Raw genomic sequence first — 24,021 nt, 5'->3', positions numbered from 1 at the left:
GATGTCGAGAACGCAGAAGCCGTGCTACGCGAGTTGCGAAAACAAGGATGGGTAAACCCTGCACAATAGGATGATGCACAACAGCTGGTAGCAGTGCCAAGGTCAAAATAATCGCTACTGGCACGGGCAATCAGGTCGACACTCAAATCACCAGCGCAGAGTCGAGTTCGATATCAGAAAGTGAGATAAGGGTCGTTTGCTCAGTCTTGGCAAAATCCGCTTTCTACGCAGTACGGTCATTGGGGCACCGTGAAGCACTGATCAAAGTGGGCTCATCGCAGGCGTTCTATGCACATTGGATCAATGACGGTTATCTGAGGGGTTGAAATGATGGTTCGTTCGGTCCGCAGATAAGGCTCGCACTCAACCAGAGATCGCTTCAGATAACACCCGTTCAGCGACGTTTGCGGTTTGTTATCGAAGTATCAAACATCAATGGTTGCCAAATCTGGCGCTCGTTATGTCGCTGTCCGTCGACCGCGAAGAGGACAACGCTGACCTTTTCAGCGCTTACTTCGATGTGAGGTTTCGGAAACTGATTGCGCGACGCGAAAACAATACCCGGGCCTTGTACTCTACCAATCCGGAAAACGTGTTGTGAAATAGCTGGGGAGCCGGACTGTAAACAGCTGCTGCAGCATTGATCTCAAGGAAATGCCCACTGTTATTTTTGCGGGGCTTCCATCCTTTGGAGAATAGCCAATCGCTTGTCGTGTTTCGGTGATGTCCCAGCGCATACCTGGGTTATCTGACATTAGGTTCAGGGCTGCGAAGGAAATATCCTTGGCATCTATTGCGGCGCGCATTCCGCCTAGAAAGTCCCGATCACTCAACCACATTTCCTGACCCCACCGGCCCATCGCCATGTGTGTGCCGGGTTGGTTGCCGTGAGTCCATTGCGTCCAGCCGATGCGCAAGCAGATGACCGACAGTCCGTGATGCTCGGCGAAATGGGCCCCTGTCCGTTCACAGAATAGCTTTGACATGCCGTAGGCGTTTACTGGCCCTGGTGGTGTCGTGCTGTTGAGCACCTCATGCGTGAACCTTTTGTCGCCGTGAACCCAGTTGGAGCTGGCAAGAACCACGCGGCTGACGCCCATGGCTGCCGCATGGTGATAGAGAGAAAGCGTTGCATCCATATTGTGTTTGATCGCGGAGGCCCAAGTGGCGGAGGGCTCTCGGTCTCCGGCAAGATGCACGATAACGTCCACTCCCTTTAGCAAACTGACCCAACTGCTGTCGTCGGACAGGTCTGCAGTGTGTATGTCGGGATGATCTACGGGGCGAATGTCGATGCCGGAAACGACGTAGTCTGGTTCGCTTTCTAGCGCGTCGAAAAGTTTGCGGCCGAGATGCCCACCAGCGCCTGTGATCAAGACATGCATGACAGGAATTCCTTGTTGATTGTGAGGCCCAATGGCATTTGGGGTGCATTCTCGTCCGCCAAAACGTGAAACTTTTGCCGAAAACTCAGCGTTTCATTCGGTGCGAGCTTGCGTGCCGGGGAGTGCCACTCCGCTTCGCAATAGGCGTAATCGGCTGAATTAAAGACCTCAAACGGATAGTCGTGTGCAAATTGATCACCCTGTTGTGGTTTTGGTACTGAGCACATCAGCAAAGGGGTATCAGCGCCGCACCGTATCAATGTACGACCGTTGGGGTTCGGTACCCCGACCTTGAATTCCTGCTGTCTGTTGCAATCCACAACAATGCCTTTGCCGTGCGTAGCTATCATCCCTTCGGCAGAGCCAAAAACAGGATAAAATGCAGGGTCTTCCAATTCGACACCGATCTTGGTGGGGGTGTTAAGCATCATGACTGACCAAATGCCGGTCAGGCGCGAGGAGGTCCCATGGTTGACCACGATGTGTTCTATTTCCCAGCTTTCCGCCGAGGTCAGCGTGATGCGGCGCGACACCGATAAGTGCGAGGTCGGGCATACTGCGCTGGTCACGTCGATACGAGTGCTGCTTCTTGAAGTGATCTGGTAAGAGCCGCTGTCCAACACGGGAAACGGAGCGCCGTTTATCCATGATGCATCCGGGGCGATCCACGTCTTCTCGCCGCCCCAGAGCGGAAAACCAAATTGTGGAGAGCGTGTGGGCAGATCAGCAAGCCGTGTGTCATCGACATCCAACCCGATGAGATCTGCGTTCTGAAATAGGAGGGAGCGACCTTGGAAGTTTATGTCCCATAAGCGGCCCCCGATGCCGGGCAGGAGTGTCAGCCGCAGATCGTTTTGCTGCAGGTGAAGAACGCTCCATCTGTCCGACATGTACCCCCTCCTATCGGTTCCCGGCGCGACAGAATGCGCCGGGACAATCGCTTAGGTGTGTTTGAACTGGACGACGTTTTCGGCCGTAATCGGCATAACCCCGGTTTCAACACGCTCTGGCAAAGGATTGATGCCAGCCGCCTTCCAATCGGGCAAGACCTTCAGCGCGTCAGTGTTCTGCCAATGCATCATGTGGAAGGCGAGAAAGATCTCAAGATAGGATTTCTGAGCCACAGCGCCGTGAATTGTGCCGTCTTCGATATAGGGAAGCATATCATCATTTCGGTCCATCGCGACGATCTTGATGTCCTTGCGTCCCGCCTCATTGACGGCAATTGCCGCGCCTTTGCCGCTGTCGCCGTCCGTGCCGCCAATGCCAACAATATCCGGGTTCGCCTGAATTGCCTGAAGGTAGGCTGTCGGCGCATAGGACGGGTCGGCCTTATCGTTGACGACGTCGACGACCTCGATATTTGGGTATTTCTCAGCAAAGATTTGTTTGTACCCCTCGACCCGCTCCAACGTGGAGGGGGCAGGGAAAGTGCCGAGGATAACCTTGCCTTTCCCGCCAATCGCTTGCGCGAGCATTTCACCGCCGACACGTCCTGCCTGAACGCCGTTGATACCAAGGAATGTGGACCGGGGGCTGTCGGGAATATCGCCAATACAACATGTGACCGGAATGCCCGCCTCGACCGCACGTTCGACGCCGGGAGCCAGAGTGGCCGGATCACCGGGGAAGATAAGGATGCCTGCGGGACGTCTAGCGATCAGTTCATCCAATTGGCGTGCTTGTGCGGCCGTGTCAAAATCCAAGGGGCCCGTGAATGTGGCCTTGATGCCCATCAGTTCCTCAAGGTCTTCCATTGCATTTCGATAGTCCACCCAGAACGGCACCTGCGTGACGATGGACAGGAACACATACTCCTTGCCGGCCGCTTGCGCCATGGCTTCTTTGGACAGCATGGGCAGTCCGAACGCTGCGGCCAATCCAGCGGTGGTGCCCGCTGTCAGCAGCCTGCGCCGATTCACGTTCAATTCAGTCATCGTAGTCTCCCTGTTTTGGATCTTTGGTTGTTGTTGAGTTTTGGAAAGCTTCGGGATTAGCCCCGTTTGCTTCGGATCAGCATGTCCAAGGCGACCGCTGTAACGAGTACACCGCCGATGACGATCATCTGCCAGTAGATCGATACAGCCAGCATCGTCATAGTGTTGTTGATCAACGCAACGAAAACGACGCCGAGGAAAGCACCAAGAATAGTACCTTCGCCGCCGCGTAGAGATGCGCCACCGATGACAGCCGCTGCCAGAACCTGAAGTTCGATACCGTTTCCTGCCGTGGGCGTGCCGCTCATCAGACGGGAGGCCAGCAATACACCCGCCAAAGCAGCCAGAATACCGGTCAGTGCGTACAGAATGATACGTACGCGTGTGACATGGATGCCTGACAACATCGCGGCCTTTTCATTGGCGCCGATGAAATAGACCTGACGGAAAAAGCGCGTATGGCGGACGGCCAGGTCAAACAGAACGACGAGCAGAATGGTGAACAAGACGATTACCGGAAAGCCGCCTATGTCAGCTTTGCCGATCCAGGCAAATGATGCCGGCAGGCTTGAGACAGAAAAACCTTCGGTCAGGACAAGAGCGATGCCTCGCGCGATCGACATCGTGCCGAGGGTCGCGATAAGCGGATTGATCCCGAGGCCGGTCACGAGCAAACCGTTGACTACCCCGACAATTCCACCCAACACTAATCCGCATACCACAGCGAGCGGAATTGGCATACCAGTCAAAAGCAGCATGGCTACGACGGTAGAAGACAAAGCCATAACCGATCCAACGGAAAGATCGAACCCGCCGGATGCAAGTAGGATCGCCATACCGATCACGATGATCGCGGTGGGGGCCATGCCCACGGCCACGGCTCGAAAGTTCGAGAAGCTGAGGAAATAGGGATTAACGTTGGACATCACGATGATGATGGCGGCGATCAGAACGATCAGCGTCAGTTCACGAATATCGACAAAAGCTTGTAGAACACGGCGCAGCAGCGGACGCTTCATGGGCAAGTTGGCTTGAGCGGTCATGGTCACGTCGCGACTCCTGATTGATTGGTTTGGGGTGCGTCCACAATAGGAACGGAATTTCCAGCGGCCATTTGAAGAAGCGTGGTTTCGGTTGCCTCAGCGGCTGCGATGTCTCCCATGAGGCGCCCGTCGTGGACTACAAGGATGCGGGTCGAGAGAGAGACCAGTTCGGGAAAATCGGATGACACGACGAGGATGGCCATTCCCTCGGCTGCTCGACGCAAAAGTTCCGTGTGGATTTGGAATTTGGCTCCGACATCGACCCCTTTTGTGGGCTCCTCAATGATCAGAAGAGCTGGCGCGCGTTTGAGCCACTTGGCCAACATTATCTTTTGCTGATTGCCCCCTGAGAGATCACCAACAAGTTCGTTGATCCCGCTGGTTTTGACACTGAAGGCGTCAATGGCTGTTTGGCTAGCTGCTTTGATCGAGCCCGAACGCATGAACCCAGCAGACGCATGATCGGAAAGACTGGCCGCGATCAGGTTGTCGCTGAGTGATTGTTCCAGAAAGAGGCCTTCAGTCTTGCGTTCCTCGGGAACAAACCCGACCCCAGCACGCATCGCCTGCCGCAAGGACGCAAAGTTAACAGGCTTGCCGTGCAGTCTGATCTCCCCGGTCGCGCCATGCATCAACCCGACAATCGATCGAACAATCTCGCTGCGGCGAGCGCCCATCAACCCTGCCATCCCTACAATCTCTCCGGCTTTAATGGAGAAAGAAATGTCTTCGAATTCATCTGGATGGGTTAATTCTCGGACATGCAAAACCTCTTCGCCGTTAACCTTACCTGACCGCGTGACATCACCGGGGTGAGCACCGCCGATCATCTCGGCGACGACTTGTTCCTGAGAAGTTTCCGAAACCGGTAAAGTGCTGATGTGGCGCCCATCTCGCAAAACGGTAATGCGATCCGAGATCTGGAAAATCTCGGCCATATGGTGGCTGACATAGACGATGCCAATCCCTTTCTTTGTCAGGGACTTTAGGACTTCGAATAGTGCGTCTACTTCGTCGGGTGCCAATGCTGATGTCGGTTCATCCAGCAAAAGGACGCGGGAATTCAACGACAGCGCCTTGGCGATTTCAACAATCTGGCGGGAGCTTATTGGCAAGTTTTCCACGGGTGTTGAGACGTCGATATCCAGACCGAATTCCGCCAGTAACGCCTCCGCACGGCGGCGCAGTTCAGGCCAGTCAACTACGCCAAACCGGGTGGGTACGCGCCCCGCGTAGATGTTTTCCGCAACAGAGAGCGCGCCAGCGAGGCTGAGTTCTTGAAAAACACAGCCGATGCCCAAGGATTGCGCGTGTGATGGGCTTTCGACTCGCTGTTCCTTGCCGTCGCACAGGATACGCCCAGCAGAAGGTTGGTGAAGTCCATAAAACAGGCCGAGACAAGTGGATTTTCCGGCGCCGTTTTCCCCGCATAGCGCGTGAACTTCGCCGGGTCTCAATTCAAAGTCGACGCCATCCAAAACAATGTTCGTGCCGAAGCTTTTGCCAACCCGATCCAGCTGGATCAGTGGCTGTAGCCCCGGTGAGTCAGGTTTCATTACTGGCGTCATACAAGCTTCCTCCCGCCTTTTGATTGGCATCTGATATCTCAGATGTCAACTGAAAAAGAAAAGACCGTGAGGTGCCCAAGAGAAAGGGGCGGCGCCGTTTTGGCCCGCCCCCGTCACAACGAAGCTACGTTTTTGCTAGGATGCGGTCGCTCCTTCGAGGACGATGGCGGCGCTTTTGTAGGCTTGTCTGGTGCGGTCAATATGCGCAGTGAGAAGAGATTTGATTTTGGCCATGTCGCCTTCGCGAACGGCAATAGCGATTTTCGAATGCTCATCGAAGGAGAGCTCAGTATGCTGTGGCAGCTTCGCCAAATGGGTTCGCAATGCGGCAATCTTACCGATGTAGCGTGTATAGCTGGCCGTCAGGTAGTCGTTACCTGCATGTTCAAAAATCAATTGATGAAATGTGGTATCCAGTGAAAGGTAGCCCTTTTCATTACCTCGCCTGCGTTCTTTCTCCATGTCCTTCACGACACGCTGCATGTCGCCGGCAAGACCTTCCGGGTTCCGCAACAACGCAAGTTCAAAGGCGGCAGTTTCGATGGCCTGTCTGAAATCGCAGATCTGAGTCACTTCCGGCTCAGACAGTGAAAAAACACGTGCGCCTTTTTGAGGCTCGATACTGACCAACCCTTCGTCACGTAGTTGAGCGAGTGCTTCGCGGACCGGCGATTTCGATACGCCCAGCTCTTCGGAGATTTTTCGCTCCGACAAAACCTGACCCATTTTCAGGGAGCCATCGATAATACTATTCCGCAAGTGTTCCAGTGCGAGTTCACGCAAAGACTTGGGTCTCTCAAGCGCCATCTGAGGATATCTCCAAAAAAAGGTGTTGCCAGATGCAAGATATCTGATACACCAGATTAGGCAAGCTGGTATATCAGATATCAGAATGTACTTAGGAGATCAAAAAGTGCGCGCAGAGTTGGTCGTCGATTGTAAGAACCTGCACGGGGAAGGGATTTTCTGGAATCCCGCCGATGGCCTTATCTGGTGGACCGACATTGAGGGCTGCGCGCTTTGGTCATTTGATCCTGCAACGTCAGAAACCGCCTCTCATGAAATGCCGGAGCGTGTGTGTTGCTTCGCGCCGCGCGCGTCTGGCGGTCTGATTGTTGCTTATGCGGATCGAGTTGTCTTGTTCGATTCGCCCAATGGCGAGGAAACCCTCGTGGCACGATTCGAGCCGAACAATCCGGAGACACGGCTGAACGATGGGCGAACCGATCGCCAAGGGCGATTGATTGTTGGAGGCATGAACGAAGTTTCTGGTAAAGCCGATTCGTCAGTCATCTGCGTCGATAAGGATTTGAGTGTACGGACGATTATCGAAGGAGTGTCTTGCGCCAATTCGACTTGCTTTACGTCCGACGGTGAGACGATGTTCTTTGCGGATACCCCGGATCGGGAAATCGTTGCATTTGATTACGACACACGCGGTGGAACCGTTTCGAACCGTCGGCAGCACGCTTCTTTCAATGATGAGCCAGGCTTGCCTGATGGGTCCTGTGTCGATGCCGAAGGGGGCGTCTGGAACGCCGAATGGGAAGGCCATCGCGTTGTTCGCGTCGCACCTGACGGCACGATAGATCGAGTGATCGAGGTGCCGGTCTGGAAGCCCACCTGTTGCGCTTTCGGTGGGCCTGATCTCGACACGCTGTTCATCACGAGCTCAAGGCTGATGAGTGACGAAGCAGCTTTAACAAAAGAACCGGAATCCGGCGGCCTCTTTGCTGTGAAACCCGGCGTTCGTGGCGTGATAGACGCGCCATTCAAAGGATAACCAACGAAATTCTGGAGGAGAAAACTATGTTGAAAACGCTAATGACCACTACGCTTGCCGCGGGGTTCGCCACGCTGGCAACGGTCGCTCTGGCGGAAAATTATCCAACACCTGTTCCACTTGAGGACGGGGCACAAGCGCCAATCGATGCAATAGAACCCAAGAACGATACGTTCCGGATCGCGTATATGCCGCCGGCGACCGAGTTCAACTACTACATCGCCATCGGTGAAGGCATCAAAGCGGTTGCTGCTGAGGCCGGGGTCGAAGTCTTCATGCTTGCGCCCCAGTCCGGTGCGGACATCAACGGCCAAATGGGAATGATCCAGGATGTGCTGACGCAGGATGTGGATGCAATCATCTTTGGGACACACGATGAATTTGCTGCCGCACCATTGCTAAAGCAGGCAGTAGACAAGGGCATGGCAGTTCTGATGATCAATTCGGACATCCCGAACTTCCCGACACCAATTCATGGCGTTGTCGGGTACTCTCAGCGTAACGGCACGCATGCTATCGCTGATTGGGCCATTGAAACTTATGGTGATCAACCGCTGAAGGTCGGCATTATCGAAGGGCAGCCTGGCTATCACTCGACCGAACGTGTGGGCGGCTTCCTCGACGGTATCGAGGGCAATGATAACTTCGACGTTGTGGTATCCATTGATGGTAAATGGAACGTTGAAGGCGGCAACACTGCTGGTATGGATATCCTGCAGTCGAACCCCGATCTCGACATGATCTTTGCGGCGAACGACTACATGATCATCGGGGCATCTTTTGCGGCGAAAGCGCTTGGCCGCAATGACATCGTCCTTTTGGGCAATGATGGCGACACGTCAGGCCTTGAAGAAATTGCGGCTGGCAACATCACGGCAACCGTCAACACCTCGCCATTCTTAATGGGTAAAGCGGCCATGCACGCAACCATTGATGCGCTCAACGGGTCCTATCCCGGCGGCTGGATCGAAACGCCCACATCAATTGAAGACAAAGATGGTGCGATCAGCGTGCTGCAAGAGCCAGAAAAGCTCTTCCCGCAGCCGTCCAAAGAGTACTGAACTTTCTCCCCGCTTCCCGGTGGCGCGTGCGCGTGCTGCCGGGTCGCAACTCAACCGAGTTTCGCTTTTATCGAGGCAATCGTAATGACACCCGCAACGCCACTTTGGGAGTTTGTCGATATCACCAAGGCCTATCCCGGGGTTTTGGCGAATGACAAGGTTTGCATCCGGCTTATGCCCGGTTCCATTCATGGGCTGCTGGGTGAAAATGGCTGTGGCAAGTCGACCATGATCAAGACTCTGTCCGGCGTACAGCAACCCGATAGCGGTCGAATCCTGCACAATGGCAAGCCGGTCACGATCAGCGACCCGCAGGCCGCACGCGAACTGGGTATCGCAACAGTTTTTCAGGAATTCTCGATCGTGCCCACCTTGTCGGTTGGCGAAAACATCTTCCTTGGCAATATGCCTCGGTCCCGCTTTGGTGTGATCGACTGGGCCAAGGTCCACGACGAAGCCGCGCGCGTGTTGGCGGAAATGGATGTCGATGTTTCACCCGAAACCATCACCGGCTCGCTATCGGTAGGCGAGCAACAACTGGTCGAGATCGCGAAAGCCGTCGCGATGGATGCCCGCATGATCATCCTGGATGAGCCGACAGCGGCATTGGGTGAAGATGAAATTGAGCGCCTGCACCAGCTACTGCGCAATATGCGTGAGCGCGGTACCGCTATTCTCTATGTGTCGCACAGGCTGGATGAGGTTGAACGGATCGTTGATGAAGTGACGATCTTGCGCAACGGCTGTGTTGTGCGCGCAAGTGGCGAGACCAAGATCAGCGTCTCTGAGATTGTCAGCGCAATGGTCGGTGAGGACATTGGTGAGCATTATCCGAAGGAGCAGAACGCGACCAAGGATATTGTGCTGGAGGCGGCGGGTCTGGCCACCAATTCGGGCGTGAAAGATGTATCATTTTCGTTGCATCGGGGCGAAGTTCTTGGCTTGGGTGGCGTATTGGGCAGTGGCCGCACAGAGATCGCTCGCGCCCTGTTCGGGACAGACGAGCTGACGGGCGGACAGATAACACTGCATGGCAAACCAGTACGCTTCCGCCGGGAAATCGATGCGATCCGTGCTGGTTTGGCCCTTGTTCCGGAAAACCGCAAATTCGACGGCTTGTTCTTCAATTTCCGCGCAAGTGGGAACGTCACCGCAGCGTCGCTTGGCGGGTTAAGTCGGTTCGGAGTGCTGAACCTCAAGGCCGAAGAGCAAGCTACCCATGACCTGATCCGCGATCTGGAAATCTCAACCCAGGCTGAGGAAAAGACGGTCAACTTTTTGTCTGGTGGCAATCAACAGAAGATTGTTATTGCGCGTTGGCTGTTCTCAGCCTCGGACATTCTGATCCTTGATGAGCCGACGCAGGGGATCGATATCGGCGCGAAAATCGCTGTTTACAAGCTGATTAACAGGCTCACGCGGGCGGGAAAATCGATCATTCTGATCAGTTCAGACCATGATGAGTTGCTTGCGATGAGCGATCGGATTGCCGTCGTGCAGCACGGAACGATCGTGCGCACGGTCGATGCATCCGACCTTACTCATGACGACCTTGTGCGCGCGTCCGCCGACACTCCTCAATCCAAGCCTAAGGAGGCTTTCGCATGAAGCGGATCTTTGACACCCAGTTGATCGGACCATTTGCAGCAATGGTGATCGTCGCACTGATCGTGGCCCTTACGACGGAACGCTTCCTGAACCCGGGTAACCTTTCAAACCTGTCCCTTCAGGTAAGCATCGTGGCCTTGATCGCAATCGGGTCTACTATCGTGATCTTCGCTGCGGGCATCGATCTGAGCTCCGGGTCTATGGTGGCTTTGCTGACCATGATCCTTGCGCAGATGTTGAAATTTGTTGGCATTCCACTGGTTCTGGCGTTGCCACTCATTCTCCTCATGGGCGGATTGCTTGGTCTGTTCATTGGGCTAATAACAGCCTACGGGCGTATCCCGTCTTTCATCACAACATTGGCAGCGTTGATTGCCTTCAGGGGCCTTGCCCTAACCTTCAACAATGGATCGCCGATCTTTTCGCTGGATCCGGCGCTGGAGCCAATATTTTACGGCAAGCTGTTCGGCGTTCCGATGCCTTTCTTCTACCTCGTGTTCTTCTACGTCCTTGCCGCGTTCACTATGAACTTCACGAAACTCGGCCGTGAGATCTATGCCGTGGGTGGCAACCCAGCCGCTGCCGTTCTGACGGGTATCAACGTACGTAAAGTTCAGACGACGACATTTGTCATCGCAGGTTTCATGACTGCGGTTGGTGCGATCCTGATGTCAGCGCGCCTCAACTCTGGTTCGCCCAACTATGGCCAGACGCTGGAACTTCAGGCCATTGCCGCCGCTGTTGTCGGCGGAGCCAGCCTTGCAGGTGGCCGCGGCAACATCCTCGCCACGCTGATGGGGGCGATGACAATCGTTATCGTCCAGAATGGTTTGAACCTAAACGCTGCGCCATCTTCGGTTCAGAATATCGTGCTGGGCCTGATCATTCTGTTGGCCGTCGGCATAGACATGTGGCGCTCGGAGATTTCGGCCTTGATGGGTCGAATGTTCGGCCGCCCTTCATCGCAGCAGTCATCTAACGTTAAGAAGGAGGCCTGAGATGGATCTGGGGCTCAAAAATAAACTGGTCCTGGTGACTGGTTCAGGTTCCGGCATCGGCAAAGCCACTGCCCGGATCTACCTGGAAGAGGGCGCGCGGGTCATCGTGCATGGTCTGACCGCAGCGGAAGTGTCCGACTGCGTCGAAGACCTGTCATCTCTGGGCGACGTCGAAGGCATTGCGGCCGACCTAACCAAGACGTCTGATGCGGAAACTCTGGCGGAGTTTGCCCGCGCACGCGGTGCGGTGGATGTTCTTGTGAATAATGTCGGCATCTTTTCGGTTAAGCCGTTCGAGGATCTCACGGATGACGACTGGATGCACTATTTCAACATCAATGTCCTGTCTGCCGTTCGGATGAGCCGAATTTTCCTGCCAGACATGCTTGGCCGGGATAAGGGATCTATCATCAACATGGCCAGCGAAGCGGCAGTGAAACCACTACCTCAGATGGTGCATTATTCTGTCACTAAAACTGCCATGTTAGGTCTGACACGTGGCATGGCAGAATTGACAAAGGGTACAAAAGTCCGGGTTAACTCGATCCTGCCTGGTCCGACCTGGACAGAAGGTGTCGAGGCCTATTTTGACGGCCTCGCCGATCAGAAGGGTGAGCCGCTCGACACCATCGTCGACAATTACTTCAAATCAGATGAGCCCACATCGCTCATACAGCGCTTTGTCCAACCAGACGAAGTCGCCCGCATGATCGTCACGATCTCAGCAAGCACAGCCTCCAATGGTTCGGCGCATCGGATCGAAGGCGGCATCGTTCGCAACATTCTTTAACTGCTAACTGGAGGAGCCCTACATGGCCGCTCTCACTTTCTCTCACATCGGCATCACAGTTCCCGACTTGGAAAAAGCCGTGGAGTTTTATTCCAAGGCATTCGGCCTGTACGTGCTGATGGAACCAACTGAAATCATGCATGACGAAAGCGCCATCGGTCAGATGTGCGACGATGTATTTGGGGAAGGATGGGGAAGCTTCCGCATCGCTCACTTGTCAATGGGCGACGGTGTTGGCATCGAATTGTTTGAATTCCCGAAGACCGTCGAAGAAGAACGACCGTTTGAATATTGGCGGCGTGGCTTGTTTCATTTCTGCGTACAGGACGAGGATCTGGAAGGCCGCATCAAGGTTATCGAAGACCTTGGCGGGCGCCAGCGCATGAGCCAAGTGCGCAAGTATTACCCAGGTGAAAAGCCTTATCGCATGGTCTATATGGAAGACCCGTTTGGCAACATCTTCGAGCTCTACAGCCACTCGTACGAATTGACCTATTCGGCGGGTGCCTATGACTGACCGCGCCGCCTTTCCCCCCAGAACGGACAAACCCAAGGTCGTGATAACCGATTACGACTTTGGTGATGTTGCCGTTGAGACGGAAATCCTGGAAGCCGCAGGAGCCGAGGTGATTGCGCTTCAGGCCAAGCGCCAGGAAGACCTGTTTGATGTCGCGCCGCATTGCGCAGCGATGATGAACCAATATGCCCGGATCGGGAAAGAAACGATTACGCGGATGCGGAACTGCGAGGTCATCGCGCGTTATGGCGTAGGCGTGGATATCGTGGATGTCGGCACGGCGACGGAAAAAGGTATCCTCGTCACCAATGTGCAAAACTATTGCACCGAGGAGGTCGCCGATCATGCGATTGCCCTTTGGCTGACCCTGGCGCGCAAGTTGCCTGACTATGATCGGGCCACTCATGCAGGGATCTGGAAATGGCAAAGCGGGCAGCCGGTCTACCGTTTGCGCGGGCGGACGATGGGTGTCGTCTCGCTGGGTAAAATCGGGCAAGCCATCGTGGCGCGGGCGCAATCTTTCGGGGTTACGGTCATCGCCTACGACCCGTATTTGCCAAGAGAAGTCGCGGCAAAGATTGGGGTCGAGCTGGTGAGCAAGCCCGAATTGCTGGCAAGGTCCGACTATATCCTGATGCAGGCACCGATGACGCCGAACACGCATCACTTTTTGTCGGATGCCGAATTCTCGGTCATGAAACCCGGGGCGATACTCGTGAACACCGGACGCGGACCAACGGTCGACAACAAAGCCCTGTTCCGGGCGCTGACCGAAGGCCATTTGGCCGCTGCAGGGCTCGACGACCCCGAAGAAGAGCCGGCCAAGCGCGCCAACTGGACGCCTGATGGCAACCCGTTGTTCACACTGCCCAACGTGCTCGTAACGCCACATGCCGCCTACTATTCCGAGGAATCCATACACGCAGCGCGGGTAACCGCGGCCACTCAGGTGGCCAAGGTCCTGACAGGACAAAACCCCGACTACACAGTCAATGCCGACGCGTTGGCCGTATCTACCGCATAACAGGAGACAAGAATGCCAGACGTCAGCACGGACCTTAGGGTTTTCAATGATTTTGAAAGAAACCCGGAACTTCTCAAAAAATTCGACAAAGTGTTGGAGGCGTACTCCGCTGCCGCCATTTTTGCGGATGTGCAGTACCGAACAGGCGTGATGGACAGCGCCATCAAGCCCGCCTTCCGCGCCAAGGTGACAGGCCAGGCCGTGACGGTTCAGCTTTCAAAAGGCGATCTGGTCGACCCATTGAGAGCGCTTGAAATGGGACAACCCGGGGACGTGATCGTCGTGGACGCGGGTGGTGATCGTCAAACGTCAGTCTGCGGCGGTTTAATGGGTGGTCTGGCCAAGAACCGTGGCATTCGCGGTATGATCGTAGATGGCACTGGGCGTGACACAGATGAGTTGGAAGACATCAACTGGCCAATCTGGACGCGCGCGATCACGCCGCGCGGAACGCACACGATGTTCTCGGAACGTAAAGAAGAACTTTCGATCAATGTGCCAATCGCCTGTGGGGGCGTCGTCGTAAACCCCGGAGATTTCATTGTAGCTGATCTTATGGGCGTCGTCGTGGTTCCACAGGAAATTGCCGAAGAAACCGTGCGCCTTGCTCAAGAGCAGGCTGACCGTGAAGAGGAAACCCGTAAATGGGTGGCCCAAGGCAAAACCGTTGAGGATCTGCTGAATGAATTCGGTCGCATCTGAGCCAGCGCTGATCGGCGTAGATTGGGGCACTTCATCGTTCCGTGCATTTCTCATTGGTGCGGAGGGCGAAGTGATCGATGGGGTCTCGTCGCCTGAAGGTATCATGCAGGTTGCGGGACAAACCTTTGACGCGGTCCTTGATCGTCTTATCGGCCCTTGGGTCGCCAAAGCTGACCTGCCGATCCTGGCATCTGGCATGATCACCAGCCGCAATGGCTGGGTAGAAACGCAATATGCCGAAATGCCGCTGGGTGCTGGCGGTCTTGCGCGGGCGCTGGTCCCCCACGAAGCGGCCAACGGTGCGCGTATTCATTTCGTGACCGGTGCCTCGACGGAACATGCCGGAGGACCGGACGTAATGCGCGGCGAGGAGACCCAGATCATTGGGGCATCTTCGCTAGGTTTGAGCGAAGGTATGTTCGTGATGCCGGGAACGCACAGCAAATGGGTTCAGGTTGCCGACGGGAAGATCGTGGATTTCTCGACCTACATGACAGGTGAGATCTTTTCGGCGCTGAAAGAACACACGATCCTTGGCACCTTGATGAAGGAGGACGCCTTCAGCGAAGACGCATTCGTGATGGGCGTCAAGGCGGGCCTTAGTGGTGAGTCGAACCTGCTGCACAGCCTGTTTCATGTTCGGACGCTTCCTCTCATGGGCAAAATCCCAAAGGTTGCCACGGCCGACTACTTGTCGGGCTTGTTGATCGGGACCGAGGTTGCTGCCGCGACCGGCGAAGAAAAAGACGTCGGCACGATCACTGTTGTTGGACGCAGCGACTTGTCCGACCGATACGAAATAGCGCTTCGAACTGCTGGTTTCGACAGCCGTCGCGCGCCAGATGATATCGTTGCGAAAGGGCATTTTCTGATTGCTCGCGCTGCGGGGTTGGTTGGATGATTGATCTCACCGCAGCTCTTGCCGAGAACCCGCTGATTGCGATTTTGCGGGGGCTAGCACCAGAAAATGCGCGCCCGGTGTCTGATGTACTCTTCGATGCCGGGTTTCGGATAATCGAAGTGCCACTCAACTCACCGGACCCGCTGGAATCGATAGGGCAGATCGCCGTGAAACATGGCGCTCAAACCATCGTCGGCGCTGGCACTGTGTTGACTACGGATCAGGTCGCGGCGGTTGCTGATGCAGGCGGGCGTATCATCGTGTCGCCCAATATGAACCCGGACGTCGGGCGCGCGGCTGTCGCTCGGGATCTTTATTGGTGTCCAGGAGTCATGACCCCCTCCGAGGCCTTTACGGCGTTGGATATCGGAGCATCGGTCCTCAAATTCTTTCCGGCGGAAATGGTGCCACCCGCTGCCATCGCTGCAATGCGCGCCGTATTGCCTGCAGACGCAGTCGTCGCGGCGGTAGGCGGCATAACGCCGGATACGATGGCGTCGTATCATGCCGCGGGTGTAGATGGATATGGGCTGGGCTCCGCGCTGTTCAAACCGAGCTATACATTGGATGATATCGGAAGGCGCGCGCGCGCCTTCACCAGTGTATTGGAGGAACTTGGATGAAACAGGCCCTTGTTACGGGCGGTACGCGAGGGATCGGTACGGGTGTTGCACGTACGTTGGCAGACGCAGGTTGGTCCGTCATTGCCGCTTCCGCCTCCCAATCCGAATTGGATGCATTCGAGCCTCAGGACGGGATAAAGTTGCAGATCTTGGATGTCACCGACCAGACATCCATCGATGATGTATTCGGCGAACTCATGGGTCTCAATGCCTTGGTGAACTGCGCAGGTATTCTTTTGCGTGGCGAAGAATATGACATCGACGTCTTCGCCAAGGTGCTCGATGTGAATCTGACAGGCACCATGCGCTGCTGTCTTGCCGCGCATCCATTGTTGGCTGAAGCGAGTGGGGCCATCGTCAACACCGCCTCTATGCTCAGTACCTTTGGTGGGCCTTTGGTTCCGGCGTATTCCGCTTCTAAGGGCGGCGTGGCACAGTTGACCAAGGCGCTCGCAGGTCGCTGGGCCGAAGACGGTATCCGGGTCAATGCCATCGCGCCGGGTTGGATTGAGACAGAGATGACCCAGGGCCTTCGGGAAGACCCTGAAAGAACAGCGGGGATCATGGCGCGTACGCCTATGAAACGCTGGGGGAAACCCGAAGAAGTCGGTGCGCTTGTGCAATGGCTTTTGAGTGAAAACGCCAGCTTTGTGACCGGATCAATCTATCCGGTCGATGGCGGCTATCTCGCTATGTGAGGAAAATCAATGAATGACGATGACACCGCCCGAATGCCATATCAGTTGCCGTTTCCCAAGGATGCGCAAGACGAGATCGTGATCCCGAATGCCATGAGCGAAGACGACAGGCTATGGGTTCCGCAGGCAGAGAACGTCTGGTTCCGACCGCTCTGCTTGAACCGCTCGCAAGGTTATTGGATGAACCTTCTCAAAGTGCGCAAAGCTGGTGTTCTTTCGCGGCACCGCCATCCACAGCCTGTCCACGGTTTTGTCCTGAAAGGGCGCTGGCATTATCTGGAACATGATTGGGTTGCGGAAGAGGGAGGATATGTCTTTGAGCCGCCGGGTGAGACTCATACTTTGGTCGTTCCCGACGATGTCGAAGAGATGGTCACCTATTTCCAGGTCAATGGCGTGATGTGCTATGTTGATCCGTGGGGCGAGGTCACTGGCTACGAAGATGTCTTTACCAAGATTGATCTGTGCCGAAAACACTTCGCGGAAGTCGGTCTTGGAGAAGATTACGTTGAACAGTTCATCCGGTGATGCGCCGCGTTTCGCCCTCGTGGCCCATGATGCGCGAAAGGACGAAATCGTTGATTGGGTGGGTCTGCAATTGGCCCGCCTGTCCAGAGTACAAATCTTTTCGACTGGGACCACCGGCAGTCGCATCAAGCAAACCTATCCAGAACTGGATGTGACCTGCCTAAAAAGTGGACCACTCGGAGGCGACCAACAGATCGGCGCTATGATCTGTGAAGAGAAACTGGATGCACTGATTTTCTTCGTAGACCCTCTGTCGCCCATGCCACATGATGTCGACGTTAAGGCTCTGACCCGTCTCGCAACAGTGTATGATCTGCCAATGGCATGTTCGCGCTCAACCGCGGATCTGATCGTCAAGGGGCTGATTGACGAGGGTGACAACGCGCCTGCGTGATACGCCACGCGCCGCAAGCGCCGATCAGCCAGTTCTCAGAAGGTGCTCTGCCAGACTGCCGAGGTTTTCGCTGCCAAGCTGGCTCATGTTGGCCTCAATGTCAGCCTTCAGGATGTGAACGAGATGGTCGACCCCTCGTGCTCCGAACGCTGCAACGGCATATTGAAAGGCGCGTCCGACCATGACGAAATCTGCACCTTTCGCCAGTGCGCGCATGATGTCCAATCCCCAGGCCACGCCAGAGTCGTAGATCAGTGGCACATTTGTTCCGACTGCTTCGCGGATGTTCGGGAGTTGGTCAATCACAGCGGGTCCGGCTTCGAATTGACGCCCGGAGTGGTTTGAGACCCAGATGCAATCCACGCCCTCGGCCACCATTTTTTGCGCGTCCTCCGGCCGCAGAACACCCTTGACGATCAGGTGACCCTCCCATTCCTGCCGTAGTTCGCGCAGGTAGTCCCAATCTGGAATCCCACGGATCAGAGCGCCTGCATGGGTAAAACTTTCTCGTCCGCGGGTCGGGACGTAATCGTCAAAGAACCGCATACGTGGCATGATGCCCTCGCGCAGATGTGCAAGGCACCAGGCGGGTCGTGACGCCATTTCTGTCAGCGTGCGCAGGTCAGCTTTTGGAGGCACCGTCAGATTGGCGCGGCGTTGTCGTTCGCGCCGACTCTCTTCTGGAACGTCCACCGTGATAATCAGTGTATGAAATCCCGCTGCCTTAATCCTCGGCAGCATGGCGCGACGCAGATCGCCGGAGTTCACCGGGTAATGCTGAAACCATCCGTTTTTTCCAATGTAAGGTGCCACATCTTCCGGTGAAGCAACCGCCACGCTGGACAACGAAAACGGAATATTGTGAGCAACCGCAGCCTTTGCAAGCATCCGCTCTGCTCCTGCCCACATCAGGCCGGACATACCTACCGGTGCTATCCCGAATGGCAGATCGTAAGTTCTACCCATCAATGTAGTATGTAGGTCGGCCTTTGTTCGGCCGCATAGTACACGCGGCAAGAATCCGATGGCATCAAGTGCGTCCCGGTTGACCTTCAACCCCAGCTCCCGGCCGGTCGCGCTGTCGAGGTATTCGAAGGCAAACTTCGGAATGCGCTTTTGTGCGGTTTTCCGAAGGTCTTCTATCGACGGGTGGGAAAGGTCCAGATCCATCCGGGTCCTCTGTTCGTTGTCTAACGTTTGAAGCTCCTCAGTCGGTCACCAAAGGGATGGCAGGGCCAAGGAAATTGCGGGCACATAGGTGATGAACATCAACAAGATCAGCATGCCGACAAAGAATGGCAGGATCGCCCGGCTGAGGCTTTCGATGGAAATCTTCGAAATGCTACTGGCCACGAACAGGTTCACACCCAATGGCGGTGTGCAGAACCCAATGGCCAGGTTGACCGTCAAGATGACACCAAAAACGATCGGATCGACACCCAGCGCGGTTGCAACTGGCAGCAGGATCGGCGTCATGATGATGATCGACGAAATCGTCTCCATGAACATTCCGATCACCAACAACAGCAGATTGATCAGCAACAGGATGATGATTGGGTTGTCGGACAGGCTGGTGATCGTTGTTGCGAGCTCTGTCGGGATTCTTGCGAGCGTGATCAACCTGCCAAAGGCGGTCGCCATGATCACCAATATCAGAATGGTCCCGCTGGTCTTTGCACTGCCCGCCAAAACCTCTGGCAGGTCCTTGAGGGTGATGTCGCCATAGACGAATATGCCGATGAAAGCGGCATAGACTACGGCCACGGCACCGGCTTCGGTTGGGGTGAAGATACCGCTGTAGATGCCCCCAAGGATAATTACCGGCACCAATAGCGCCCAGATGGAAGACCGGAAGCTCTGCCAGACGCCCGGGCCTGAGAACGTAGTCGTCGATTGCTGAACAACCTCGTCCTTTCGCAGCAGAACGCGAGCGACCAACATGAACATGAGGGCAAAAAGGATGCCAGGAACAACGCCTGCAAGAAACAGTTTGCCGATCGAAACCTCGGCAGTAACACCATAGATGATGAAGGGAATACTCGGCGGGATCATTACACCGATCATTCCTGAGGATGCTGTCAATGCGCCGCTGAATTTGCGCGTATAGCCGACCTTTTCCATCTCTGGGATCATGTTCGACCCGATGGCGGCTACGGTCGCAGGAGATGAGCCGGATATGGCGGCAAAAAACACACAGGCGAGCACGTTCACATAAGCCAGCCCACCCCGGATATGACCGATCAGCGCATTGGCAAATCCAACCAGTCGGCGAGACATTCCACCGTGCTGCATCAGGTCGCCTGCCAATATGAACAGAGGGACGGCAATTAGAGGAAAGGAGTCCGCACCTGTTACCACCGACCGTGCCAGAAGAACCATGGGTGGCGTGCCATCTACAAAGACCATCACGATCATAGTGGCCAATCCCAGACAGATGCCAATAGGCACGCTGAAGAGCAACAGGGCAAAGAGCGTCAAGAAAAGCGTTGTTGCAAACATGCCGGGTTCCTCACGCTTTGGTTCCTGCGATCAGACGCAGGGTTCGGATCAGATGTTGAGTGACGCGGATCGCGGACAGGCCCGCGCCAATCGGCGCCGAAGCATAAAGGATCGGAATCGGTAGCCCCAAAACGACCGAAGTCTGGCTGGCGACAAAAGGCTGTCGGATAAGCTTGATGCATTCAATTGTCAGAACGATCAGAAATCCAAGGACAAGAAGCGCGATCACAACATCCGCGTAAAGCCTTGCGCGCTCGCTCAGGACATCACGCAGGACCGTGATACGCACATGATCGCCTGTGTGGAACGCATAGCTGACGCCTAGCCAGACAAACCATACAAACAGCCAAAGCGTTAGCTCTTCGCCCCAAGAAAGAGAGGCATTCAGAATGTAGCGCATGAACACATTTCCAAAGATCAACAAGACAATCGCGGCCAAAAGTGCACTGGCTAAGACCTTTTCGGCATTCATATCGATCCATTTGATAACCGACACCGTTCACCTCCCCTTGAACGAAAGGGGCACCCGAACTTTCATGGCGCGGGTGCCCGTATTGGCTGAGTAGTCCGAGGGTCAGCTTCCGCTCGCTGCGGAAACCGCTGCTACCCAGTCGTCATAGGCTTCAGCGCCAACCTCGTCGCGATATTGCAGACGGACGCTTTCGGTTTTGTCGGCAAAGGCCTGTCGCTGCTCTGCAGTCAGTTCCAGAACCTCGACACCAGCAGCACGAATCTGTTCCAGTTGTTCCGCGTCTTCGCTCGCGACCAGTTCAGCCTGATATTCACGTGCGGCGGCCATCGAGTCCCGGACCAGTTGCTGATGCTCTGCGGACAGCGAGTCAAAGAACGGTTTGGAGATGACGGGCATATAGACCGCAAAGACATGGCCCGTGGTCGAAAGGTATTTCTGAACCTCGTAGAAACGCTGTGAGGTAATGATCGCCAGTGGGTTTTCCTGGCCGTCGATCACGCCTTGCTGGAGAGCAGAATAGACCTCACCAAAGTTCATTGGCGTCGGGTTGGCCCCGAGCGTTTCGAATGTCGCCACATGCGCCGGAACCTTCATAGTACGTAGTTTGACACCCTCGAGATCTGCGGGGGTTGCAACCGGACGGACATTGTTGGTCACATTGCGTACACCCAATTCAAGCCAGCCAAGACCTACCAATCCCTGGTTTTCGACCCGTGCAAGCATGCCATCACCAGCATCACCATCAAGAACATCAAAGGCGATGTCCTTGGAGGAATACATGTAAGGCAGTTCAATTACTGCAAAAGCCGGATCCCAGCCCGCGAAGAAAGAGGAAGGAGGAATGGCCATTTCCAGAACGCCGGTCTGAACACCTTCGATCATCTCGCGGTCAGGGCCCATCTGCGACGAAGGGAATATCTGTACATCGATCTCACCATTCGAGCCAGCTTCGACCAGTTCTTCAAATTTCAGTAGCGCGCGATGCATATGAAACGCTTCTGCCGCGCCATGCCCAACCTTAATGACTGTTTCAGCGGATGCTGCAAAAGCAAGCCCGGCTGACATGACGACGCCAAGCGCCAATGTTGATTTCTTGAACAAGGTATCCTCCCACGGATTTAGTCATTTTCGATCTACCATCTGAGATATCAGATATAATATAGAAATCAAGCTTACATGTGCTATTGTGTTGGAAAGGCGAAATAGGACGAAGTGAAAATGACCGAGATTTTGCAGATTAAGCGCCCGGAGTCGTTGAGTAAAACTGCTGAAGAGCATATCCGAAAAGGCATTATCAATGGCACGTTTCAATTGGGTGAATCGTTGCCGGAAGTGAAGCTGTCAAATGCCATGGGCATCAGTAAAACTCCGATTCGCGAAGCTCTATCAGCTTTGAATCTTCAGGGCCTCGTTCAGATCTTTCCTCATCGAGGAGCCTTTGTATTCTCTCTTTCTCAAGAGGACGTGGTGCAGCTTTGCCAGTATCGGCTAATCCTAGAATCTGCAGCTTTGGAGCAGGCGCTTGAAAAGAACCCGTCGGTTCTGATCAATGAGCTGGCTACAATTGTTTCTAAGATGTCAGAAGCGCAGGAAGCGGATGAATTCGAGCAGTACTTGGAACTTGACGCCGAGTTTCACGACGCGTTTTTCAGGTCCTGCGGAAACAGTTACCTGCGGGATGGATATCAAAAAGTCAGTGATATCGTCCAAACTATGCGGACGCATCTGTCCAAACGTTCCGATCGAACGAAGAAATCTTACAAGGAACATCAAGCGATCACATCGCTATTGGGCGAGGGTAAAGTAAAAGCAGCAACGAACACCCTCAAACGTCAAATCACTCGCGGTGAGCGTTCTTATTCCGATTTGGTTGGCCTAAGGCAAAGATAGGTGCCCACCATTTGATCACTATGTTCACCAAAATCGCATCTGGCTGCAAATCTAATGCTGCGTGCGCGGGCAACCCAACTTCAAAATAGCGGATTGGGCTGTTCTGAGACATGGGCCGTGGCCACGATTAGAGGGCGTTTTTTGTGTTGGGTCAGAAATGCTTGACGTTTGGGTCAGAATTGAATGACGCGATTTACAGATTTATTGAGGTTTTGGCCCCCGATTGAGTCAAATATCAGTGACGCTCCACATTTCCTTGTCAGGCGACACATAGTTCTGCCACCAGCGACAGAACCTTGCCTTTTTCGCCTCACGTCCTTCATCTAGCACCTAGACCGATTTCAATGATCCTGACTTCCCTATTGGGAAATCAGGGCTGATTTGCAGATCAGACGCCGAAGGCACCTGTTCCTGCTGATCTGCCACGTGGCGAACGCGGATGGGGGCGAGGCAATGCTATTCGACAATAGTGGTGCGGCCCGCAGGCTCAGGCGAGGACACGGTGTTGTCTAATAGGGTTGCGGTTCTTCAACCAGCACCAGATGTAGTGGTTCGTATTGAACGTCATCGTTAGCATTGGCAGCCTTGCCGACGCGCATCCAAGAGTCGCGAAAGCTCATCAACCTGAAAATCATCGAAATTAGGTTTTGGTATCCGAGCCCATTGTTGTTTTCTGGAAGCCGCAGCAGCGGCACCATATCTTCACTTTCCGTAGGGGCCACATCAACGACAAATGTTACAGCCGAAGAGTGATTTAACCCGTCGATTGCCTTTAATCTCGTAGAAACCTTTGGTTTCGGGTCTGTTACGCCTGGGTGACTCATTTCTTCAACTTCACTAAATGCAGCTGCGAAGCTTTCGGTTAGCTTTTGATCAAACGCGTCTTGCGCCGCTTCAATGGCTTGAAGCGCGCCTAAATCATTTGCATCAGGTCCTTTCGCCGGATCGAGGTGTTTTGAATAGTAGCTGCGGAGTTGATCCGAAAGCTTGCTACCAGGAGATCCTGCGGGAGCGTCGTCGTCTTCCTCGCCTGCCGCTTCTTCACCGAATCCACGCTGCGCAGGGATATCGTGAATTCGTACTAGCCCTTTCAATGGCTCACCTTCGTAAGGAAGACAGTTTGACGGCAATTCCTGCAAGGCCGCTTGTCCACGTACAGGGTCGGCAGCTTTTGCAGGGTCAAGCGGATAGACGCGGACAATAAAGTATTTTGATAGTCGCTTTCGAAGAAAGTCGGTCAAGGTTCTCGGCCAGAGGGTAAGCTTCGGTGCAGGCTGTTTTGTGTCCGTAGTCTCGGAGCTATCTACGTGCTTCGTTTCTGCGGCGCTTTTGAGTTCTTCTGCATCCCTTGTTGCAGATATGAAGTCCTTAAATAGCTCTTCGACGTCGCTTGGCTCAAAGCGAAGACGTACACCGAGGGAACCGCCCTCCCAATCAAGCGTTGGGATCAACTCGCGAACATGCCTTATGTACTCGTTCCACTGAAGGGCCACTACTCAACCAGAGATCGCTTCACATAAAACCGTTTCAAGAATGTTCGCGGTTTGTTGTGGTGGTGCAAAGCAACCCTTGGTTGCGGAAGCTTAGCGTTCTCATCTCT

The 24,021-nt window shown here is 54.7% G+C and carries 25 protein-coding genes; 14 read left to right on the top strand and 11 right to left on the bottom strand.

What is annotated here, in order from left to right:
* Positions 1-575: 575 nt before the first annotated feature.
* The 6 genes from ACR0FB_RS20200 to ACR0FB_RS20175 form a co-directional block, all read right to left on the bottom strand.
* A complete protein-coding gene (locus ACR0FB_RS20200) occupies positions 576-1,385 on the bottom strand; it encodes an NAD-dependent epimerase/dehydratase family protein (RefSeq protein ID WP_480492527.1) in 810 nt (269 codons plus the stop codon).
* Positions 1,373-2,275, bottom strand: a complete 903-nt coding sequence (locus ACR0FB_RS20195; RefSeq protein ID WP_480621707.1) for a hypothetical protein — start codon at positions 2,273-2,275, stop codon at positions 1,373-1,375. The genes ACR0FB_RS20200 and ACR0FB_RS20195 overlap by 13 nt, the downstream gene beginning before the upstream one ends.
* Before the next feature lie 51 nt (positions 2,276-2,326).
* Positions 2,327-3,322 (bottom strand): substrate-binding domain-containing protein, encoded by a 996-nt coding sequence (locus ACR0FB_RS20190; RefSeq protein WP_480492529.1) that lies wholly within the window; start codon positions 3,320-3,322, stop codon positions 2,327-2,329.
* 56 nt (positions 3,323-3,378) lie between these two features.
* The gene (locus ACR0FB_RS20185) at positions 3,379-4,365 is read right to left on the bottom strand and encodes an ABC transporter permease (RefSeq protein ID WP_174818509.1); all 987 of its coding nucleotides are present in this window, start codon (positions 4,363-4,365) and stop codon (positions 3,379-3,381) included.
* Between the two features lie 2 nt (positions 4,366-4,367).
* Positions 4,368-5,933: a sugar ABC transporter ATP-binding protein gene (locus ACR0FB_RS20180; protein WP_480621708.1), complete on the bottom strand. Its 1,566-nt coding sequence runs from the start codon at positions 5,931-5,933 to the stop codon at positions 4,368-4,370.
* A gap of 135 nt (positions 5,934-6,068) precedes the next feature.
* Positions 6,069-6,740, bottom strand: coding sequence for a GntR family transcriptional regulator (locus ACR0FB_RS20175; RefSeq protein ID WP_170663106.1), 672 nt, complete (start codon positions 6,738-6,740; stop codon positions 6,069-6,071).
* Positions 6,741-6,765: 25 nt separating this feature from the next.
* Between ACR0FB_RS20175 and ACR0FB_RS20170 the strand changes: the two genes are divergently transcribed.
* The 13 genes from ACR0FB_RS20170 to ACR0FB_RS20110 all read left to right on the top strand — a co-directional run bounded on the left by ACR0FB_RS20170 (position 6,766) and on the right by ACR0FB_RS20110 (position 17,560).
* A complete protein-coding gene (locus ACR0FB_RS20170; RefSeq protein WP_480621709.1) occupies positions 6,766-7,716 on the top strand; it encodes an SMP-30/gluconolactonase/LRE family protein in 951 nt (316 codons plus the stop codon).
* A gap of 26 nt (positions 7,717-7,742) precedes the next feature.
* Positions 7,743-8,777 (top strand): sugar ABC transporter substrate-binding protein, encoded by a 1,035-nt coding sequence (locus ACR0FB_RS20165; protein ID WP_480492532.1) that lies wholly within the window; start codon positions 7,743-7,745, stop codon positions 8,775-8,777.
* Positions 8,778-8,861: 84 nt separating this feature from the next.
* Positions 8,862-10,385: a sugar ABC transporter ATP-binding protein gene (locus ACR0FB_RS20160; protein WP_480621710.1), complete on the top strand. Its 1,524-nt coding sequence runs from the start codon at positions 8,862-8,864 to the stop codon at positions 10,383-10,385.
* Positions 10,382-11,383, top strand: coding sequence for an ABC transporter permease (locus ACR0FB_RS20155; RefSeq protein ID WP_480621711.1), 1,002 nt, complete (start codon positions 10,382-10,384; stop codon positions 11,381-11,383). The genes ACR0FB_RS20160 and ACR0FB_RS20155 overlap by 4 nt, the downstream gene beginning before the upstream one ends.
* Position 11,384: 1 nt before the next feature.
* Positions 11,385-12,173, top strand: coding sequence for an SDR family NAD(P)-dependent oxidoreductase (locus ACR0FB_RS20150; protein WP_480621712.1), 789 nt, complete (start codon positions 11,385-11,387; stop codon positions 12,171-12,173).
* 22 nt (positions 12,174-12,195) lie between these two features.
* The gene (locus ACR0FB_RS20145) at positions 12,196-12,690 is read left to right on the top strand and encodes a lactoylglutathione lyase family protein (RefSeq protein ID WP_480492535.1); all 495 of its coding nucleotides are present in this window, start codon (positions 12,196-12,198) and stop codon (positions 12,688-12,690) included.
* Positions 12,683-13,714 (top strand): C-terminal binding protein, encoded by a 1,032-nt coding sequence (locus tag ACR0FB_RS20140; RefSeq protein ID WP_480621713.1) that lies wholly within the window; start codon positions 12,683-12,685, stop codon positions 13,712-13,714. The genes ACR0FB_RS20145 and ACR0FB_RS20140 overlap by 8 nt, the downstream gene beginning before the upstream one ends.
* Positions 13,715-13,726: 12 nt before the next feature.
* Entirely contained in the window at positions 13,727-14,416 is a 690-nt protein-coding gene (locus tag ACR0FB_RS20135; RefSeq protein WP_108861947.1) for an RraA family protein, read from the top strand.
* Positions 14,397-15,317, top strand: a complete 921-nt coding sequence (locus ACR0FB_RS20130) for a 2-dehydro-3-deoxygalactonokinase (protein WP_480621714.1) — start codon at positions 14,397-14,399, stop codon at positions 15,315-15,317. The genes ACR0FB_RS20135 and ACR0FB_RS20130 overlap by 20 nt, the downstream gene beginning before the upstream one ends.
* Positions 15,314-15,940, top strand: coding sequence for a 2-dehydro-3-deoxy-6-phosphogalactonate aldolase (locus tag ACR0FB_RS20125; protein ID WP_480621715.1), 627 nt, complete (start codon positions 15,314-15,316; stop codon positions 15,938-15,940). The genes ACR0FB_RS20130 and ACR0FB_RS20125 overlap by 4 nt, the downstream gene beginning before the upstream one ends.
* Positions 15,937-16,638: an SDR family NAD(P)-dependent oxidoreductase gene (locus ACR0FB_RS20120; protein WP_480621716.1), complete on the top strand. Its 702-nt coding sequence runs from the start codon at positions 15,937-15,939 to the stop codon at positions 16,636-16,638. Before ACR0FB_RS20125 ends, ACR0FB_RS20120 begins: the two co-directional genes overlap by 4 nt.
* Before the next feature lie 9 nt (positions 16,639-16,647).
* Positions 16,648-17,166, top strand: coding sequence for a 2,4'-dihydroxyacetophenone dioxygenase family protein (locus ACR0FB_RS20115; RefSeq protein WP_170596888.1), 519 nt, complete (start codon positions 16,648-16,650; stop codon positions 17,164-17,166).
* Complete coding sequence (locus ACR0FB_RS20110; protein ID WP_480621717.1) at positions 17,147-17,560, top strand: methylglyoxal synthase; 414 nt, start codon at positions 17,147-17,149, stop codon at positions 17,558-17,560. Before ACR0FB_RS20115 ends, ACR0FB_RS20110 begins: the two co-directional genes overlap by 20 nt.
* 24 nt (positions 17,561-17,584) lie before the next feature.
* Here the strand turns inward: ACR0FB_RS20110 and ACR0FB_RS20105 are convergent, their stop codons facing one another.
* The 4 genes from ACR0FB_RS20105 to ACR0FB_RS20090 form a co-directional block, all read right to left on the bottom strand.
* Complete coding sequence (locus ACR0FB_RS20105; protein ID WP_480621718.1) at positions 17,585-18,730, bottom strand: alpha-hydroxy acid oxidase; 1,146 nt, start codon at positions 18,728-18,730, stop codon at positions 17,585-17,587.
* 45 nt (positions 18,731-18,775) lie between these two features.
* The gene (locus ACR0FB_RS20100; protein ID WP_480621719.1) at positions 18,776-20,059 is read right to left on the bottom strand and encodes a TRAP transporter large permease; all 1,284 of its coding nucleotides are present in this window, start codon (positions 20,057-20,059) and stop codon (positions 18,776-18,778) included.
* Positions 20,060-20,069: 10 nt separating this feature from the next.
* The gene (locus ACR0FB_RS20095; RefSeq protein ID WP_170357713.1) at positions 20,070-20,555 is read right to left on the bottom strand and encodes a TRAP transporter small permease; all 486 of its coding nucleotides are present in this window, start codon (positions 20,553-20,555) and stop codon (positions 20,070-20,072) included.
* Between the two features lie 78 nt (positions 20,556-20,633).
* A complete protein-coding gene (locus ACR0FB_RS20090; protein WP_010437266.1) occupies positions 20,634-21,632 on the bottom strand; it encodes a TRAP transporter substrate-binding protein in 999 nt (332 codons plus the stop codon).
* A 117-nt stretch (positions 21,633-21,749) separates the two neighbouring features.
* On the opposite strand from ACR0FB_RS20090, the gene ACR0FB_RS20085 reads away from it, so the two are divergent.
* Positions 21,750-22,421, top strand: coding sequence for a GntR family transcriptional regulator (locus tag ACR0FB_RS20085; RefSeq protein WP_480621720.1), 672 nt, complete (start codon positions 21,750-21,752; stop codon positions 22,419-22,421).
* A 509-nt stretch (positions 22,422-22,930) separates the two neighbouring features.
* On the opposite strand, the gene ACR0FB_RS20080 is transcribed toward ACR0FB_RS20085, so the two are convergent.
* Positions 22,931-23,662 carry a hypothetical protein gene (locus tag ACR0FB_RS20080; protein ID WP_480621721.1) on the bottom strand — a complete coding sequence of 244 codons (732 nt, stop codon included), beginning with the start codon at positions 23,660-23,662 and terminating at the stop codon, positions 22,931-22,933.
* Positions 23,663-24,021 lie beyond the last annotated feature (359 nt).

The organism is Ruegeria sp. P10 (assembly GCF_056534925.1).
Note: the sequence above shows the minus strand (reverse complement) of the source record. Positions and strands in the feature narration are given on the sequence as shown.